Raw genomic sequence first — 16,052 nt, forward strand, 5'->3', positions numbered from 1 at the left:
TTCCGCCGGGAGTACTTATGAACTGTTTAATTCGCATTCGCCAGCGCTACGCCGGCTTTGCTCAAAGCGACAAAAAACTGGCGGACTTTCTGCTTTCTCAGCCTGACCGCGCCCGTCATCTCAGCTCGCAACAGCTGGCAAGCGAAGCCGGGGTAAGTCAGTCAAGCGTTGTGAAATTTGCCCAGAAGATCGGTTTTAAAGGCTTCCCTGCCCTTAAGCTGGCAATTAGCGAAGCGCTGGTGAGTAATCCCAATCCGCAATCTATGCCGGTGCATAACCAGATCCGCGGGGATGATCCAATGCGTGTGGTCGGGGAAAAGCTGATTAAAGAGAACGTTGCGGCCATGCATGCCACCCTCGACGTGAATACCGAAGAGAAGTTACTGGAAAGCGTGGCGATGCTGCGAGCGGCGCGGCGTATTATTTTAACCGGTATTGGCGCATCCGGCCTGGTGGCGCGTAATTTTGGCTGGAAGCTGACCAAAATCGGTTTTAACGCGATTGTCGAGCAGGATATGCACGCCCTGCTGGCGACCGTGCAGGCGATGGATCCTGAAGATCTGCTGCTGGCCATCTCCTATTCCGGTGAGCGCCGCGAGATTAACATGGCAACGGACGAAGTGCTGCGCGTCGGCGGCAAAATCCTCGCCATCACCGGGTTCACCCCGAATGCCCTGCAACAGCGGGCCACGCGCTGTCTGTATACCATTGCCGAAGAGCAGGCCACGCGCAGCGCGGCGATCTCGTCAACCAGTGCGCAAATGATGCTGACGGACCTGCTGTTTATGGCGCTGGTGCAACAGGATTTAGAGCGGGCGCCAGAGCGCATTCGCCATAGTGAAGAGCTGGTAAAAAAACTGGTCTGAGTAAGGAATGAGCGTATAATGCCCGCCCTGTTTGTGATGTTTCTGAGAATCTCCTGATGGCGCTGTTAATTACCAAAAAATGCATCAATTGCGATATGTGCGAACCGGAATGCCCGAACCAGGCGATTTCGATGGGCGACAGCATTTATGAGATTAACAGCGACCGCTGCACCGAATGCGTCGGCCACTACGAAACGCCGACCTGTCAGAAAGTGTGCCCGATCCCGAATACCATCCTGAAGGATCCGGCACACGTTGAGAGTGAAGAGCAGCTGTGGGATAAGTTTGTCCTGCTGCACCACGCGGACAAACTCTAGCTTTCAATAATCACCGTTGCGCAGGCGTAGTGACGTTCGTCCGCGAGCGTCACATGCATGTGATTCACGCCCAGTTTCTCCGCAAGCTTTTGCGCCTCGCCCCATAACCGCAGGCGCGGCTTGCCCAGTTCGTCGTTAAATACTTCAAACTGATTAAACGCCAGGCCGTTACGAATGCCCGTACCGAACGCTTTGGCTGCCGCCTCTTTTACCGCAAAACGTTTTGCCAGAAAGCGCACCGGCTGCTGATGCGCTTCCCAGATGGCCCATTCGTTATCGCTGAGCACGCGTCTTGCCAGGCGCTCGCCGCTACGGGCGATCACCGCTTCTATGCGGGCTATCTCAACGATATCAGTGCCTAAGCCCAGAATGGCCATTACTGACGCGCTTCCAGCATCAGGCGTTTCATTTCTGAGACCGCCTCTTTCAGGCCGCTCATCACCGCACGACCAATAATCGCATGACCGATATTCAGCTCATGCATCTCCGGCAGGGCAGCGATAGCCTTAACGTTATGGTAGGTCAGGCCGTGTCCGGCGTTAACCTTCAGCCCCAGGCTCGCCGCGTAGGTGGCCGCTTTGGCAATACGCTCCAGCTCTTTGGCTTGCTCAGCATCGTTTTTGGCATCTGCATAGCAGCCAGTGTGAATTTCGATATACGGCGCGCCAACGTCCGCTGCGGCTTTGATCTGCGCGAAGTCAGCATCGATAAACAGGGAAACCAGGATACCGGCATCCGCCAGACGTTTGCAGGCATCGCGCATTTTATCGATCTGCCCAGCCACATCCAGACCGCCTTCGGTGGTCACTTCCTGACGCTTTTCCGGCACCAGGCAGCAGAAATGGGGTTGAGTCTCGCAGGCAATGGCCAGCATCTCTTCCGTGACCGCCATCTCCAGATTCATGCGCGTATCAAGCGTCTGACGCAGAATACGCACGTCGCGGTCGGTGATGTGGCGGCGGTCTTCACGCAGGTGAACGGTAATGCCGTCGGCGCCAGCCTGTTCGGCGATAAATGCCGCCTGAACCGGATCGGGATAAGCCGTGCCGCGTGCGTTACGCAGCGTGGCAATGTGATCAATATTGACGCCTAACAGTAATTCAGCCATGACAATCCTCGGTATTTTGGTTCATTTCCCTTCCCCCTCCGGGAGAGGGCAACGTTAACGTTTCGGCATAAACTGCCTGAATAATTCGCGGCTCTTTAAGGGCTTGCCGCCAAGATACGGCTTGAGGGCGATCCGGGTAAAGCGTTTTGCTGCGCGCAGGGTGTCCTGATCGGGAAACTCGCGCGCATAAAGCGCCCGAAGCTGGCGCCCGGTAAAGGTACTGTTATCAATCACGATACTGGCGATAAACCCTTTTTCTTCCCGATAGCGGTAGGTCATCGCGTCTTCGACTTCGTCTCCGCTTCCCGCACAATGCAGAAAATCGACGCCGTATCCCAGATGCCCCAGCAGCGCCAGTTCAAAACGTCGCAAGGCAGGTTCAGGCGTGCCGGTTGCCCCTGCGAGGGCCTGGATACAGTGCAGATAATCGAAGAAAAGTTCAGAGAAGCGAGTCTCATGTTCAAGAACCCGTGAGATGAGTTCATTGACATACAGACCGCTGTACAGGGTGATACCAGAAAGAGGAAGCGCCAGGGAGACGGCTTCAGCGCTGCGCAGGGTTTTCACTTCCCCTCGCCCACCAAAGCGGACCAGCAGCGGCGTGAAAGGCTGTAGGGCACCTTTCAGATTAGAACGTTTGGAACGTGCGCCTTTCGCTACAAGGCGCACGCGACCGGACTCTTCCGTGAAGACGTCCAGCATCAGGCTGGTTTCGCTCCAGGGACGACTATGCAGGACGAAGGCGCGCTGCCATCCTTCCATCATACTCGTCGTCTTAGGTTACTGGTCTTCGCCGTAACCGAGGCTGCGCAGAGCACGCTCATCATCGGCCCAGCCAGATTTCACTTTCACCCACAGCTCCAGGTGAACCGGCGCCTCAAACATCTCCATCATGTCTTTACGGGCTTCAATACCGATGGTTTTGATCTTGGCACCTTTGTTGCCGATCACCATCTTCTTCTGCCCCTCACGCTCAACGAGGATCAGGCCGTTAATGTCGTAGCCGCCGCGCTCGTTGGTCTGGAAACGCTCGATCTCCACCGTCACAGAGTACGGCAGTTCCGCGCCCAGGAAACGCATCAGCTTTTCACGGATGATTTCAGACGCCATAAAGCGCTGAGAACGATCGGTGATGTAGTCTTCCGGGAAGTGATGAATCGCTTCCGGAAGATGCTTACGCACGATGCCCGCGATGGTATCGACGTTCAGGCCAGTCTCTGCAGACAGCGGAACGATATCGAGGAAGTTCATCTGGCTGCCCAGCCACTGAAGATGCGGCAGCAGGTCAGCCTTTTCCTGCACGTTGTCAACTTTATTGACCGCGAGGATGACCGGCGTTTTGCCGTCACGTAGCTTGTTCAGCACCATTTCGTCGTCCGGTGTCCAGCGGGTGCCTTCCACAACGAAAATGACCAGTTCTACATCACCAATCGAGCTGCTCGCCGCTTTGTTCATCAGACGGTTAATGGCACGCTTCTCTTCCATGTGCAGGCCTGGAGTATCGACGTAGATCGCCTGATACGCGCCTTCAGTATGGATGCCGACAATGCGGTGACGCGTGGTCTGCGCCTTACGCGAGGTAATAGAAATCTTCTGCCCAAGCAGATTATTCAGCAGGGTGGATTTGCCGACGTTCGGACGTCCGACGATGGCAATAAATCCGCAATACGTTTTTTCTTCGCTCATTCCAGCTCCAGCATTTTTAACGCCTGTTCGGCGGCAGCCTGTTCAGCCTTACGACGGCTTGAACCTGTGCCCACCACCGGTTCACTCAGGCCACTGACCTGGCAATGGATGGTAAATTCCTGATCGTGCGCTTCACCACGTACCTGCACCACCAGATAAGATGGCAGCGGCAGATGACGGCCCTGCAAATATTCCTGCAGACGCGTTTTCGGATCTTTTTGTTTATCGCCCGGGCTGATTTCGTCCAGACGGCTCTGATACCAGTTGAGGATCAGCTTTTCTACGGTCTGGATATCGCTGTCCAGGAACACACCACCAATTAATGCTTCGACCGTATCGGCAAGAATAGATTCACGACGGAAGCCGCCGCTTTTCAGTTCACCCGGCCCAAGACGCAGACATTCGCCCAGTTCAAATTCGCGCGCGATTTCCGCAAGGGTATTCCCCCGAACCAGCGTGGCACGCATGCGGCTCATATCCCCCTCGTCAACACGCGGGAAACGATGATAAAGCGCATTCGCAATCACGAAACTTAAAATTGAGTCGCCTAAAAACTCAAGACGCTCATTATGCTTGCTGCTGGCACTGCGATGGGTTAATGCCTGTTGCAACAACTCCTGATGATGAAAAGTGTAGCCCAGCTTCCGTTGAAGCCGATTAATTACGATGGGGTTCATGCGATACCAATAAATGAATGCGTCAAAAATGCAGCACACGAAACCGACCTGAGAAAACCAACGCGGTTTCGTGTGCCGTGGCACCCTTGCAGGGCCAACCTTAAACTTCGGGGGAATATTCTATACACAACGACAGGGGATGTCGTTAGTTCAAAGAGATTTATCGAGGAAATAATTCACGTAGCCGCTAATTAAAGCGGCTACGCGTTCATTTATTGAGAATTAATGGATTCCGCCAATGCGATTCAGGCGTACACCGGTAGGCCATTCGCCTTCCTGTTTCTCAAAACTCATCCAGATTGCGGTGGCTTTACCGACCAAATTCGCCTCAGGCACAAATCCCCAGTAACGGCTGTCCGCAGAATTATCGCGGTTATCCCCCATCATGAAGTAATGTCCCGGCGGTACAATCCAGCTCGCCAGCTGCTGACCCGGCTGCTGATAATACATACCCACCTGATCCTGCGCGATTGGCACCGTGAGGATACGGTGAGTCACATCACCCAGCGTCTCTTTGCGCTCGACCAGACGAATACCGTTCTCTTTAGTTTCGCCTTTTGGCACCTGGAAGAACCCGCTGCTCGCTTCACCGCCGTTACGACGGGCAAAGGTCTGCACAAAATCACTCGGCTCAACGTTTGAGTAGGTGATGGGCAGTGCGTTTTCACACGCGGTGCCAGAACTGCAGCCAGGCTGAACGGTAACTTCCTTGGCGACCGGATCGTAGGTCACTTTATCACCCGGCAGGCCAACCGCACGCTTGATGTAGTCCAGACGCGGATCTTCCGGGTATTTGAACACCACGATGTCGCCACGCTTCGGATGACCGGTTTCGATAAGCGTTTTCTGGTAGATAGGATCTTTAATGCCGTAGGCAAACTTCTCTACCAGAATAAAATCACCAATCAGCAGCGTTGGCATCATTGAACCGGATGGGATCTGGAACGGCTCGTAAATAAACGATCGCACCACCAGCACAATGGCCAGCACCGGGAATACCGAGGCGCCCGTTTCCAGCCAGCCCGGTTTCGGGCCGACTTTTTTCAGGGTTTTCGCATCCAGCTGGTCGCCAGTGGCTGCCTGTGCGGCAGCCTGACGCTCACGGCGTTTTGGGGCGAAGATAAACTTATCCAGACACCACAGCAGACCTGTCACCAGGGTAGCAATGACCAGGATCAGGGCAAACATGTTCGCCATGCCAACTCCTTAAAGGTTATTTGCCGTCTTTACCAACATGAAGAATGGCAAGGAATGCTTCCTGTGGCAGCTCAACGTTACCGACCTGCTTCATACGCTTCTTACCTTCTTTCTGCTTCTGCAGCAGCTTTTTCTTACGACTGACGTCACCGCCGTAGCACTTCGCCAGAACGTTTTTACGCAGCTGTTTCACCGTAGAACGCGCGATAATGTGGTTACCAATGGCCGCCTGAATCGCGATGTCGAACTGCTGACGCGGGATCAGATCTTTCATTTTCTCAACCAGCTCGCGACCACGGTACGGCGCATTGTCGTTGTGGGTGATCAGGGCCAACGCATCCACACGCTCACCGTTGATTAGCACGTCCACACGCACCATGTTGGAGGCCTGGAAACGCTTGAAGTTGTAATCTAGGGACGCATAGCCACGGGAGGTAGACTTCAGGCGATCGAAGAAGTCGAGTACCACTTCCGCCATCGGGATTTCATAGGTCAGCGCCACCTGGTTACCGTGGTAGACCATGTTGGTCTGCACGCCACGCTTCTCAATACACAGTGTAATGACGTTGCCCAGGAACTCCTGTGGCAGCAGCATGTGACACTCTGCAATCGGCTCACGCAGTTCGTGGATATTGTTCAGCGGCGGCAGCTTGGACGGGCTATCGACGTAGATCACTTCTTTCGAGGTGGTTTCTACCTCATACACAACGGTCGGTGCGGTGGTGATCAGATCCAGATCGTATTCACGTTCCAGACGCTCCTGAATGATCTCCATGTGCAGCAGGCCGAGGAAGCCACAGCGGAAACCGAAGCCCAGCGCCGTTGAGCTTTCTGGCTCGTAGAACAGGGAAGCATCGTTCAGGCTCAATTTACCGAGCGCATCACGGAAGTTTTCATAGTCATCTGAGCTGACCGGGAACAGACCCGCGTAAACCTGCGGTTTCACCTTTTTAAAGCCTGGCAGCGCTTTATCTGCCGGGTTACGCGCACCGGTCAGGGTATCGCCCACTGGCGCGCCGAGGATGTCTTTAATGGCACAAACCAGCCAGCCTACCTCGCCGCATTTCAGCTCGGTACGGTCAACCTGTTTTGGCGTAAAGATACCCAGACGGTCGGCGTTGTAGACCTGTCCGGTACTCATCACCTTGATTTTGTCGCCTTTACGCATGGTGCCGTTTTTAATACGCACCAGAGAGACAACACCAAGGTAGTTATCGAACCAGGAGTCGATGATCAGCGCCTGCAGTGGGCCATCCGGGTCGCCTTCCGGGGCCGGGATGTCACGCACCAGGCGTTCCAGCACATCGGTCACGCCCACACCGGTTTTCGCGGAGCAGCGCACGGCATCCGTCGCGTCAATGCCGACAATATCTTCAATCTCTTCCGCGACGCGTTCAGGGTCGGCAGCTGGCAGGTCGATTTTATTCAGAACCGGCACAACCTCGAGATCCATTTCCATCGCGGTATAGCAGTTTGCCAGGGTCTGGGCTTCAACACCCTGCCCGGCATCGACGACCAGCAGCGCACCTTCACAGGCCGCCAGCGAACGTGATACTTCATAGGAGAAGTCAACGTGGCCTGGGGTGTCGATAAAGTTCAGTTGATAGGTTTCACCATCAGCCGCTTTGTAATCCAGCGTAACGCTTTGCGCCTTAATGGTGATACCGCGTTCGCGTTCCAGGTCCATGGAGTCCAGAACCTGGGCTTCCATTTCACGATCAGACAGGCCACCGCAAATCTGGATAATACGGTCAGACAGCGTCGACTTACCGTGGTCAATGTGAGCAATAATGGAGAAGTTTCTTATGTTCTTCATAAATATGAATTTTTTAACTCGCTATGCAGATAATTGGTTCTTGATGGACACAGCGGTGGACATCCCACAGTAACTACCCCATCAACGACTGGCCTGCATATTACACTGTAGCGCCGAAATCGTCAGCATACGATCTCTTCATTAACATACGATGTTACATCACCGGGCAGTCGTCGAACTCGCCAGACCGCGCGTCGTTGATGATATACGTGATCACCCCAAATATCGGACGCGAAGTGTCGGATACCTCATCCTTATCTGGCAAACTCTCCCGTTTACCGTTCTCAAGGTTTTCCAGGTGTGGCCGCGGGTGTGTGCGATACCGCTTAATCCTAAACTCACCGCTATCTGTGCAAACCAGCAATGAACCATCACATGGAGACAGTGACGCGTCGACAACCAGCAAAGCACCGTTGAGGATACCTTCCCGGTAATGCGTTGCACCGGCCCGCATAAAGTACGTAGCCGCTGGCCTGGTGATGATGCGCTCGTCAAGCGATATACGCTGTTCAACGTAATCCGTAGCTGGCGAAGGAAAGCCCATTAAAAAACCCTCCCCATGTTACGTAGGATCCAATAACGGTTGTCGCTTCCGTCGGTCGTCTTATCTGCGAAGCCTGGCTGATTGCGCTCTATCCATGAATTTGCATCGGCACGGGTAAAGTGCCAATTTAAGCCCCGCAACTTCTGTAAGAAGCTGTCTGTTCTCAGGTAACGGTATCCCTTCTGGCTTAGCTGAACAGCGGACACGAAGGCCGCATTGATGTCCGGTTTACGAGGCATGATACCCTCCGATTAATTACTGTATTTATATACAGTAATTTCATTTTAAAGAAGGATCAACATGGCAAATGAAAAATTGCGTTTATGATCGCGCATCCTGCTGATTTTCAAAGTCAGAAATTTCTTTCACTTTTCCGGCCTCAGCCTGACGCTTATTCCAGATGCTGCTGTCTGGCATATCAAGACGAACATCGATCCAACTGCTCACAGGAACATCAATCGGCTTCCCTTTTGTTTTTATAATTTCGCCTTCATCGCCAAGCACGTATTTGCGCTTAAAAAGACGAATCGTCAGGCCACCGCTATCTGTTTGCTCTGCTTCAACAACACCAAGCTCACCCATACCTCCCGGGTCCATAGGCGGAAGTAATTGCCACCCCTCGGAAGCTAGCCCTGCTGAACCGGTTAGTACGTAAACACCTACATCGAGACGGGAAATACTAATACCTTCTGCCTCGGCGTTAGCTGTACCGCAGCCGCACCAGGCAAAACCAGCTTCGTCAATATCTGCACGTTGACATCCGTCCTGGCTTTTCACTACACGGGCAACGGGTGATGCCGCCTTAAGCGTGCCGTCGCTCGCTTTTGTGGTGTTAGCCTCTGTATACACTTTCACCCATGAAAAATTATTATTAGTGGTCCCGCTTTTTATATAAGCGCTCCCTATTCTACTCCATACAAATGCAGTAACTGACGGAGAACCATCATATGCAGCCTGGATTCCTACCCCTCCATGAGTATCAGGTGCATATTGAGTTCCGCTAGTGTAGCGAAAAACACCTGTTGTCATGCTGGCAAAGGAAGATAAGTGCCTTGCTGATGCAAATCCTAACGAACCGGCATCCATAAGCTTTCCTCTAGAAGATGTCACGAATCTGCGGGTACGTCGGCGCGAAATAACCTTGGTTGATTTTCGGGTGTTCCCACATCCCTTTGCAGATGCCGCCACAACCCACCCACGTTTTACCGGAGCCGAACCCGGCAACGTAGGCTTTAAACTTGTGCTCCATCGCGAGAAAGCGCGCCTGAGGAATGTTAAGTGTCGGGCTGATCCCCATCTTCTTCCCTCGCATCCACTACGTTGATGTTGATCTGCACTGGTGTTGGTTCGTCATCATCACCATCACCGGCCAGCTCTTTGCGGAGTTTCTCAATCTCCAACTGCCGGCGGTCGATTTCGATTTGCTGGAGGCGCTGCGCGAATTCGCTATCGGCCAGGCCCAGGCGCTTCATTACGGCTTCGTACATACGTTCGCGGCTGATTGCCGTTATCTCGACACCATTCTTCCCTAGCTTGACGCCGGAATATGCCAAAGCAGCGTCAGGGGGGAGTTTCCTGGTGTCAGCGAAGTAAGGCTGGCCAATGCCATCGCCATTGCAGCGCGGGCAAGCAGGGTTAGGCTCACGGGTGTGGTCATAGCCGTAACCACCAACATCGACGGGCTCGCGTTTATCGCGTTCTGTAGCTTCCAGCCGCTTCTCTTCGAACTCCACCATATCGCGCCATTGGTACTGGTGACCGAAGCCCCAGCAGTAACGACACGCGCCGCGACGGTATTGTGAAAGCTGGTTTGCATCGAAGGTGGCGAGCTGCCACATCTGCGCGAGGACCTCATCGGCACTGCCAAGCGTGCGCGCAATGGAGGCTTTCTGCTGCCGCGCAATGGCCTGGGCAACGTTAGGATTCGTTATGAGCTGGCGACCGTAGTTTGGGTCACTATAACCAGCACGTGCAGCGGCAGCGGTGGCGTTGTTGTCCTTCAGGTATTCCGCGACAAATAAGCGCTGCTGAGCGGTAAGTCCATCATCATCCACCAGCTCATTTGCGCTTTTATCTTTCTGCGCAGTGCGCATTTTTTTCTGCGCAGGTTTTTGCGCAGTTTGCGCAGAAGGTTTTTTGATATATCGACGTGCGGTAGCGTAGTTCAGTCCCTGCGCTTCACACCATTCCTTCGGTGATACGCCGGTTGCGGCATGTTCGGACAGGAACCGTTGCTGAAGCTCGCCCCAGTCCGGTTTTGCCATTGCTTACTCCAATAAAAAAACCGCCCTGAGGCGGTTAAACTTTGTTGAATGCTACGCACTGTATCCAGAGGTTTTCTCGCAGCCTCTGTTTTTCAGCCATTAAGGACTCGAATATTTCACCTGAGGATTGTCCACCATCGCAACTGTAGACTTCACCATACGAATACGCCGGTAAGTGCTCCCATGTGGTTGCATCGTAAGCATTCCATGAAAAAAACCACTGCTCTTTCTCTTCCATAACCCCTCCATATGACGAGGAGTTATTGTGCATTATCACAGGCACTCAGTGAATGCCTGCTGTAATGCCTGCCACACTCTCGCAGTGGCTGCGCTCATGCCCTTGAGTTGCTGTCGCTTCATCGCCGCTCTTGCTCAATCTGCCGTATACCAGCCAGGTTATTGTTGCCCTTCTCAATCACGGCCAGCAGCGGCTTAATCCAGAGCACAGCCTGGCAGTACGTTATTGAGCCGGCGGCAGCGGTACTATCATCGGCTGCGTCAGGTCCGTCGGTATCGGCGTGCACTGCGCTGGCACGTAAACGGTGCGCGTATTCGAGCAGCCCACCAGCGACATCAGCAGGAACAGGCAGATCACAGGTTTTTTCACGACGGAGAATCTCCCGGTATTCGATTACGGTTTCTTCGGTGCTGGTGTCGATCAGGGAGTTAAGCTTATTGGCATGTTCTGCAACCTGATTGAACCGATTGAAGTTGAATGCCTGGGTGGCGATTACCTGCCCCTGCAAAGAGTTGTCACTTCGCAGAACGTCGTTATCGCTCTGTAGGCTACTGGCGTTTGAGCAACTCTTAACGAGAGCGACCGAAAGGCCAGCAATAACGACAACGCCGATAAGACCTGCATTAATTTTCATTGGTCCAGCCCCCAGCACGCCAGCGCACTTTCTTGATCGCGCCGCTCGACCTGCCCATAGCAGCCATTCTTTTGGCCTTTGGTTAGTCGGCAATCACGGCCGCCATCTTTAATCCACCAGCGGATAGCTTCACAGGCCCCTTTCCGGTCACCAGAATTGATGCGCTTATAGAACGTGGACGGGAAGCATTTACCCGGCCCGATGTTGTACGGGCAAAAAGATGCGATGCCTACCTTCTGCGGCTCTGTCAGAGGCACTTTGATATTGCGATCTACCCAGGCAAGCGCTTTATCACGCTCGATAGCGTTGACCTTCCGGCATTGTTCCTCAGTGGCCGTCATGCCTTTAACAACACGCCTGCCATCTATAACGGTCACGCCGTGACATAAAGACCAGACCCCACCCGGATCAACAACGGCCACCAGCGCATTGCCTTCTTTCTCGCTGATGAATTGGTCGAAAATGAGTGGAGCAGATGCCCCTGACGCGATTAGCGCCAGCACTGCTGCGCTGAGCTTTGCTTTGTTCGACATCATTCACCCCGCGCAGCTTTGCGGCGATCCGCTTTGATTTGGAAGTACAGACTCGTTAACCACGTCAGCAAACCAAACATGAGGCTACCGAGCACACCAATGGCCGCCCATTGAGATGGGGAGACTTTATCGAGGAGCTGAAGCAACCAGTAACCGGTCCCCCCTCCTGATGCGCCGTATGCAATACCCGTCGTGATTTTTTCCATTCGATACATGCTCTCACCTCGCTGCGTTGCGGGTGTCCTGTTGAGGTAATAAAAAGGGCCGCGATAGCGACCCAAGCTTTTATTCCCCTGCCAGCTGCCTTACCTCACTTACCGTCTGGTTGAATCGCTCCTCTTCCAGTTCTACGCCGATGGCCTGGCGACCAAGCTCAATCGCTGCTTTAACAGTTGATCCCGAGCCCATAAAGAAATCAGCTACCACACACCAGAATGAGCCAGAACAGGAACAAAGCGAGCCAGAACTGCAGCAGGGACAACCAGCTGTTGAGTATCCTGCTTATTTCGAGCCAGGCCGCTATGAAGGGCTGCCGAACGAGGTTTACCACGCCGCCAACGGCATCAGCTCCACCCAGGTGAAAGATGCCCGTGTGTCGCTGATGTACTTCAATGCGCGCCACGTTGAGAAAACCATCGTCAAAGAGCGCTCCGCGGTGCTGGACATGGGCAACTTGGTGCATGCGCTGGCGTTGCAGCCTGAACAACTGGACGCAGAATTCAGCGTTGAACCGGTAATCCCGGAAGGCGCATTCACAACGGCCGCGACCCTGCGCGCCTTTATCGATGAGCACAATGCCAGCCTGACGGCGCTGCTGTCTGCCGACGACATCAAGGTGTTACTGGAAGAGTACAACGCCACCCTGCCGCCGCAGGTTCCGCTTGGCGCTAACCTGGAAGAAACGGCGCAGAACTATATGGCGCTGCCAGCTGACTTCCAGCGTATTGATGGTGACCAGAAGCAGACGGCGACGGCAATGAAGGCTTGCATCAAAGAGTACAACGCCACCCTGCCGCCGCCGGTTAAAACCAGCGGCAGCCGTGACGCGTTGCTGGAGCAGTTGGCAATCATCAACCCTGACCTTGTGGCTCAGGAAGCACAGAAACCGGCACCACTGAAAGTGTCCGGTACTAAAGCAGACATGATCCAGGCCGTGAAGGCAGTCAAACCAGATGCCGTGTTTGCCGACGAGCTGCTGGATGCCTGGCGCGATAACCCGGAAGGGAAAGTGCTGGTCACCCGCCAGCAGCTGAGCACTGCGCTGAATATTCAAAAAGCGCTTCTGGCACACCCGACCGCCGGCATGCTGCTGACCCACCCGAGCCGCGCCGTCGAGGTGAGTTACTTCGGCTTTGATGAGGAGACGGGCCTGGAAGTTCGTGTGCGCCCTGACCTTGAGATCGACCTGGATGGCGTGCGTATCGGTGCTGACCTGAAAACCATCAGCATGTGGAACGTTAAGCAGGAAAGCCTGCGCGCCAGGCTGCACCGGGAAATTATTGAACGTGATTATCACCTGAGCGCGGCTATGTACTGCGAAACCGCGGCGCTGGACCAGTTCTTCTGGATTTTCGTCAACAAAGACGAGAACTACCACTGGATCGCCATCATCGAGGCATCCGCTGAACTGCTGGAGCTAGGCATGCTCGAGTACCGCAAAGCGATGCGCGCTATCGCAACCGGATTCGACACAGGTGAATGGCCAGCACCAATCACAACCGACTACACCGACGAACTGAACGACTTCGACCTGCGCCGCCTTGAAGTGCTGCGTACTCAGGCATAAGGGGAATGATGATGGAAAACATGAATATCGTAACTGCTGAGCAGCAGGCTCCAAACACTATTTCTGCCAGCAACTCAATTTTCAACGTTCAGGCATTAGGTCAGCTACAGGCTTTCGCCGGGCTGATGGCTCAGTCTGTCGTTACAGTACCTGCGCACCTGGCAGGAAAGCCTGCGGATTGTATGGCGATTGTTATGCAAGCCATGCAGTGGGGCATGAACCCTTACGCAGTGGCGCAAAAAACTCACCTGGTCAACGGGCAGTTGGGTTACGAAGCGCAGCTTGTTAACGCCGTAATCACTAGTTCCAGCGCCATTCATGGCCGTTTTCATTATCGCTACGGCGGAGACTGGGAACGTTGCACCAAAACCAAAGAAGTGTCCCGCGAAAAAATGGGTAAGAACGGTAAGTACACCGTTACCGAACGCGTTCGCGACTGGAATGATGAAGACGAAGAAGGGCTCTACGTTCAAGTCGGAGCCATTCTTCGTGGGGAAAGTGAAATCACATGGGATAAACCTCTTTACCTGTCGCAGGTGGTTACTCGGAATTCGCCGCTGTGGGTTTCAAAGCCCGACCAGCAAATAGCCTACCTCGGCGTAAAATATTGGGCTCGCTTGTACTGCCCACACGTGATCCTGGGCGTTTACACGCCTGATGAGATTGAGCAGCCCACCGAAAGGGAAATTAATCCGGCACCGGCTCAGAAAATGAGCCTGACTGATATCAAAGGTGAAAATGTAGTAAACACGCAGGATTCTCAGGAGCCATCTGTAAATATCGACACTCTGGCCAAGGATTTCCGCGACCGCATTGAGGCCGCTCAGGATGTGGATAGCGCCAAAGCGCTGCGTGCCGACATCGAAACCGCGAAAGCTACGCTGGGATCCGCACTCTTCACCGAGCTGAAAAACAAAGCAGTGAAGCGTTATTACCTTGTTGATGCACGGAACAAGGTGGAAGCGGCGATCAACTCACTGCCCCAGCCCGACGAGCCGAATGCAGCCGAACGATTCGCGGAGGCCGAGCGCGTGCTGGCATCTTCAAAGCGTCACCTGGGCGACGAACTGCACGATCAGTTCAGCATCACCCTGGCGGATATGAAACCGGAATACGTGGACTAAGGGAGGCGGGAGGGTCCGCCCTCCCGGTAACGATATGAGCAAATCATTAAAAGCACGCTGTATCCGCCGCTGGGAAGTTGAGTTCAAAGGCCTTTGTGATTCAAAGGTGAGTCCGTGGTGGCGTAAGCGCGATCTCCGCGGCTATATCCGTGAATCCGCCCTGACAACTGCTGACTGCATGGTTGAGCGTATGGCAGAAGACAGCGCCCGGGTTGATTTTTGTGGGCATCATCATGGCTGGTCGCCAGAGTTTTCCACCTGGTATGACGAGCGCCGCGGGCAGTACAAGCGGGAAGCCTACGCCAACCTAAGCGAATTCGCTACAACTGAAGAGATCGACGACGAAATTCAGAACGAGCTGGAGGCTTGGAATGACTGAGCGCGGCATGATTTTTAACGGCGAGATGGTGCGCGCCATTCTAGACGGTCGGAAGACGCAGACGCGTCGCCCAGTTAACCCACAACCGGAATTAACAGCAGGTTCAGGTTTTTCCTGGAAAGGCTGGCTATATGGGTCAGGCTCATCAGACCGAGAGACGAACAAAAACTTTGCGCATGTGGCTTGCCCTTTCGGTAAGCCCGGCGATCGCATCTGGGTGCGGGAGACGTGGGCAGAGGCTGGAGCCAGCGCCCCGGATCTGAAACTTTATCGTGCGAATTACCCTGCGCATGTTCCAACTCATTACGAGAACGTGCCGCCAGCTGAGGATGTCCGCTGGACACCCAGCATCCACATGCCGCGCTGGGCGTCCCGCATCACGCTGGAGATTACCGGCGTTCGGGTTGAGCAGTTAAAGAGCATCAGCGAAGAAGAGGCCCGGTCAGAGGGGGTTGCCCGACTTCGTGAAGGTTTTTGGAAACATTACCAGCCCGGCTGGACGCAGCACCAGCTAAGCGCCAGGGGGTCTTTCGCTACGCTCTGGGATTCCATTTACGGCTCTGGTGAATGGGATAGAAATCCTTGGGTCTGGGTGATCGAGTTTAAACGTATCGAAGGAGATCTTCATGCGACTGATTAATCGAGGTAACCAGCAATCACCGTTAGCGCGTCAGGCATGCGACATCGCGCTGGCTGCCCACCAGCAAAGATACGGCGAATATGGGCGCAGCAAAATGAAAGAGACGTATACGGTGAAGGTTGAAGGCGTGAAGGTCTGGGTGGAGGTGGTGAACCGCAAGGCGAGCTATGTGGCCACGGCAATGACAGGCATGCGCCGCTTGCGTGCCCTTCCCGGCCAGGCGTCCTGATAAAGAATTATCAA

The 16,052-nt window shown here is 54.1% G+C and carries 20 protein-coding genes and 4 pseudogenes; 7 read left to right on the plus strand and 17 right to left on the minus strand.

The genetic code is table 11. The features are described 5' to 3' along the window. Positions 1-17: 17 nt before the first annotated feature. Positions 18-866 (plus strand): MurR/RpiR family transcriptional regulator, encoded by an 849-nt coding sequence (locus tag AAER43_RS17075; protein ID WP_014884841.1) that lies wholly within the window; start codon positions 18-20, stop codon positions 864-866. A 56-nt stretch (positions 867-922) separates the two neighbouring features. After that, positions 923-1,183 (plus strand): YfhL family 4Fe-4S dicluster ferredoxin, encoded by a 261-nt coding sequence (locus tag AAER43_RS17080; protein ID WP_014884842.1) that lies wholly within the window; start codon positions 923-925, stop codon positions 1,181-1,183. Here the strand turns inward: AAER43_RS17080 and acpS are convergent. The 17 genes and pseudogenes from acpS to AAER43_RS17165 all read right to left on the minus strand — a co-directional run. After that, entirely contained in the window at positions 1,180-1,560 is a 381-nt protein-coding gene (gene acpS / locus AAER43_RS17085) for a holo-ACP synthase (RefSeq protein WP_014884843.1), read from the minus strand. The genes AAER43_RS17080 and acpS overlap by 4 nt on opposite strands. Further along, positions 1,560-2,291, minus strand: a complete 732-nt coding sequence (gene pdxJ / locus AAER43_RS17090; protein WP_023331095.1) for a pyridoxine 5'-phosphate synthase — start codon at positions 2,289-2,291, stop codon at positions 1,560-1,562. Before pdxJ ends, acpS begins: the two co-directional genes overlap by 1 nt. Before the next feature lie 54 nt (positions 2,292-2,345). Then, positions 2,346-3,053 carry a DNA repair protein RecO gene (recO, locus tag AAER43_RS17095; RefSeq protein ID WP_023331096.1) on the minus strand — a complete coding sequence of 236 codons (708 nt, stop codon included), beginning with the start codon at positions 3,051-3,053 and terminating at the stop codon, positions 2,346-2,348. Between the two features lie 18 nt (positions 3,054-3,071). Beyond that, positions 3,072-3,977, minus strand: coding sequence for a GTPase Era (gene era / locus AAER43_RS17100; protein ID WP_006176722.1), 906 nt, complete (start codon positions 3,975-3,977; stop codon positions 3,072-3,074). Further along, positions 3,974-4,654, minus strand: coding sequence for a ribonuclease III (rnc, locus tag AAER43_RS17105; RefSeq protein WP_010434072.1), 681 nt, complete (start codon positions 4,652-4,654; stop codon positions 3,974-3,976). Before rnc ends, era begins: the two co-directional genes overlap by 4 nt. Before the next feature lie 222 nt (positions 4,655-4,876). After that, the gene (lepB, locus tag AAER43_RS17110) at positions 4,877-5,851 is read right to left on the minus strand and encodes a signal peptidase I (protein WP_050862347.1); all 975 of its coding nucleotides are present in this window, start codon (positions 5,849-5,851) and stop codon (positions 4,877-4,879) included. A gap of 16 nt (positions 5,852-5,867) precedes the next feature. Further along, positions 5,868-7,667 (minus strand): translation elongation factor 4, encoded by a 1,800-nt coding sequence (gene lepA / locus AAER43_RS17115; RefSeq protein ID WP_014884847.1) that lies wholly within the window; start codon positions 7,665-7,667, stop codon positions 5,868-5,870. Between the two features lie 154 nt (positions 7,668-7,821). Continuing rightward, positions 7,822-8,211 (minus strand): S24 family peptidase, encoded by a 390-nt coding sequence (locus AAER43_RS17120; protein WP_342702005.1) that lies wholly within the window; start codon positions 8,209-8,211, stop codon positions 7,822-7,824. Further along, a complete protein-coding gene (locus tag AAER43_RS17125) occupies positions 8,211-8,450 on the minus strand; it encodes a hypothetical protein (RefSeq protein WP_342702006.1) in 240 nt (79 codons plus the stop codon). The genes AAER43_RS17120 and AAER43_RS17125 overlap by 1 nt, the downstream gene beginning before the upstream one ends. 82 nt (positions 8,451-8,532) lie before the next feature. Then, on the minus strand, positions 8,533-9,297 hold the full coding sequence (locus tag AAER43_RS17130) for a hypothetical protein (protein WP_342702007.1): 765 nt from the start codon (positions 9,295-9,297) through the stop codon (positions 8,533-8,535). Between the two features lie 13 nt (positions 9,298-9,310). Then, positions 9,311-9,508 (minus strand): annotated as a pseudogene (locus AAER43_RS17135) (terminase family protein); the annotation flags it as partial. Continuing rightward, positions 9,486-10,475, minus strand: a complete 990-nt coding sequence (locus tag AAER43_RS17140) for a terminase small subunit (RefSeq protein WP_332951441.1) — start codon at positions 10,473-10,475, stop codon at positions 9,486-9,488. The gene AAER43_RS17140 and the pseudogene AAER43_RS17135, both read right to left, overlap by 23 nt. Before the next feature lie 34 nt (positions 10,476-10,509). Then, positions 10,510-10,713 (minus strand): hypothetical protein, encoded by a 204-nt coding sequence (locus AAER43_RS17145; protein ID WP_048244212.1) that lies wholly within the window; start codon positions 10,711-10,713, stop codon positions 10,510-10,512. A 118-nt stretch (positions 10,714-10,831) separates the two neighbouring features. Further along, the gene (locus AAER43_RS17150) at positions 10,832-11,347 is read right to left on the minus strand and encodes a hypothetical protein (protein ID WP_342702008.1); all 516 of its coding nucleotides are present in this window, start codon (positions 11,345-11,347) and stop codon (positions 10,832-10,834) included. Then, positions 11,344-11,880: a lysozyme gene (locus AAER43_RS17155; protein WP_050863251.1), complete on the minus strand. Its 537-nt coding sequence runs from the start codon at positions 11,878-11,880 to the stop codon at positions 11,344-11,346. The genes AAER43_RS17150 and AAER43_RS17155 overlap by 4 nt, the downstream gene beginning before the upstream one ends. Beyond that, the gene (locus AAER43_RS17160) at positions 11,880-12,095 is read right to left on the minus strand and encodes a class II holin family protein (RefSeq protein WP_000286102.1); all 216 of its coding nucleotides are present in this window, start codon (positions 12,093-12,095) and stop codon (positions 11,880-11,882) included. Before AAER43_RS17160 ends, AAER43_RS17155 begins: the two co-directional genes overlap by 1 nt. A gap of 70 nt (positions 12,096-12,165) precedes the next feature. Next, a pseudogene (locus AAER43_RS17165) lies at positions 12,166-12,306 on the minus strand (DNA methyltransferase); the annotation flags it as partial. A gap of 25 nt (positions 12,307-12,331) precedes the next feature. Here AAER43_RS17165 and AAER43_RS17170 point away from each other — a divergent pair. The 5 genes and pseudogenes from AAER43_RS17170 to AAER43_RS17190 form a co-directional block, all read left to right on the plus strand. Next, positions 12,332-13,666, plus strand: a pseudogene (locus tag AAER43_RS17170) (PD-(D/E)XK nuclease-like domain-containing protein); the annotation flags it as partial. Next, a pseudogene (locus tag AAER43_RS17175) lies at positions 13,641-14,790 on the plus strand (RecT family recombinase). The pseudogenes AAER43_RS17170 and AAER43_RS17175, both read left to right, overlap by 26 nt. Positions 14,791-14,824: 34 nt before the next feature. Beyond that, the gene (locus AAER43_RS17180; RefSeq protein ID WP_342702009.1) at positions 14,825-15,169 is read left to right on the plus strand and encodes a hypothetical protein; all 345 of its coding nucleotides are present in this window, start codon (positions 14,825-14,827) and stop codon (positions 15,167-15,169) included. Further along, the gene (locus AAER43_RS17185) at positions 15,162-15,809 is read left to right on the plus strand and encodes a hypothetical protein (RefSeq protein ID WP_342702010.1); all 648 of its coding nucleotides are present in this window, start codon (positions 15,162-15,164) and stop codon (positions 15,807-15,809) included. The genes AAER43_RS17180 and AAER43_RS17185 overlap by 8 nt, the downstream gene beginning before the upstream one ends. Further along, positions 15,796-16,038 (plus strand): DUF4060 family protein, encoded by a 243-nt coding sequence (locus AAER43_RS17190; protein ID WP_042889500.1) that lies wholly within the window; start codon positions 15,796-15,798, stop codon positions 16,036-16,038. Before AAER43_RS17185 ends, AAER43_RS17190 begins: the two co-directional genes overlap by 14 nt. Positions 16,039-16,052 lie beyond the last annotated feature (14 nt).

Source organism: Enterobacter sp. FUJ80071 (assembly GCF_038739915.1).
In the GTDB taxonomy this organism is placed as follows: domain Bacteria; phylum Pseudomonadota; class Gammaproteobacteria; order Enterobacterales; family Enterobacteriaceae; genus Enterobacter; species Enterobacter kobei.

Bases quoted from the DNA above. Each gene is read 5' to 3' on its own strand.
- AAER43_RS17185 (WP_342702010.1), top strand. From the start codon at position 15,162: ATGACTGAGCGCGGCATGATTTTTAACGGCGAGATGGTGCGCGCCATT.
- AAER43_RS17145 (WP_048244212.1), bottom strand. From the start codon at position 10,713: ATGGAAGAGAAAGAGCAGTGGTTTTTTTCATGGAATGCTTACGATGCA.
- lepB (WP_050862347.1), bottom strand. From the start codon at position 5,851: ATGGCGAACATGTTTGCCCTGATCCTGGTCATTGCTACCCTGGTGACA.
- era (WP_006176722.1), bottom strand. From the start codon at position 3,977: ATGAGCGAAGAAAAAACGTATTGCGGATTTATTGCCATCGTCGGACGT.
- AAER43_RS17120 (WP_342702005.1), bottom strand. From the start codon at position 8,211: ATGGGCTTTCCTTCGCCAGCTACGGATTACGTTGAACAGCGTATATCG.
- AAER43_RS17190 (WP_042889500.1), top strand. From the start codon at position 15,796: ATGCGACTGATTAATCGAGGTAACCAGCAATCACCGTTAGCGCGTCAG.
- pdxJ (WP_023331095.1), bottom strand. From the start codon at position 2,291: ATGGCTGAATTACTGTTAGGCGTCAATATTGATCACATTGCCACGCTG.
- AAER43_RS17160 (WP_000286102.1), bottom strand. From the start codon at position 12,095: ATGTATCGAATGGAAAAAATCACGACGGGTATTGCATACGGCGCATCA.
- AAER43_RS17080 (WP_014884842.1), top strand. From the start codon at position 923: ATGGCGCTGTTAATTACCAAAAAATGCATCAATTGCGATATGTGCGAA.
- AAER43_RS17130 (WP_342702007.1), bottom strand. From the start codon at position 9,297: ATGGATGCCGGTTCGTTAGGATTTGCATCAGCAAGGCACTTATCTTCC.
- AAER43_RS17150 (WP_342702008.1), bottom strand. From the start codon at position 11,347: ATGAAAATTAATGCAGGTCTTATCGGCGTTGTCGTTATTGCTGGCCTT.
- AAER43_RS17125 (WP_342702006.1), bottom strand. From the start codon at position 8,450: ATGCCTCGTAAACCGGACATCAATGCGGCCTTCGTGTCCGCTGTTCAG.
- acpS (WP_014884843.1), bottom strand. From the start codon at position 1,560: ATGGCCATTCTGGGCTTAGGCACTGATATCGTTGAGATAGCCCGCATA.
- AAER43_RS17140 (WP_332951441.1), bottom strand. From the start codon at position 10,475: ATGGCAAAACCGGACTGGGGCGAGCTTCAGCAACGGTTCCTGTCCGAA.
- AAER43_RS17075 (WP_014884841.1), top strand. From the start codon at position 18: ATGAACTGTTTAATTCGCATTCGCCAGCGCTACGCCGGCTTTGCTCAA.
- recO (WP_023331096.1), bottom strand. From the start codon at position 3,053: ATGGAAGGATGGCAGCGCGCCTTCGTCCTGCATAGTCGTCCCTGGAGC.
- lepA (WP_014884847.1), bottom strand. From the start codon at position 7,667: ATGAAGAACATAAGAAACTTCTCCATTATTGCTCACATTGACCACGGT.
- AAER43_RS17180 (WP_342702009.1), top strand. From the start codon at position 14,825: ATGAGCAAATCATTAAAAGCACGCTGTATCCGCCGCTGGGAAGTTGAG.
- rnc (WP_010434072.1), bottom strand. From the start codon at position 4,654: ATGAACCCCATCGTAATTAATCGGCTTCAACGGAAGCTGGGCTACACT.
- AAER43_RS17155 (WP_050863251.1), bottom strand. From the start codon at position 11,880: ATGTCGAACAAAGCAAAGCTCAGCGCAGCAGTGCTGGCGCTAATCGCG.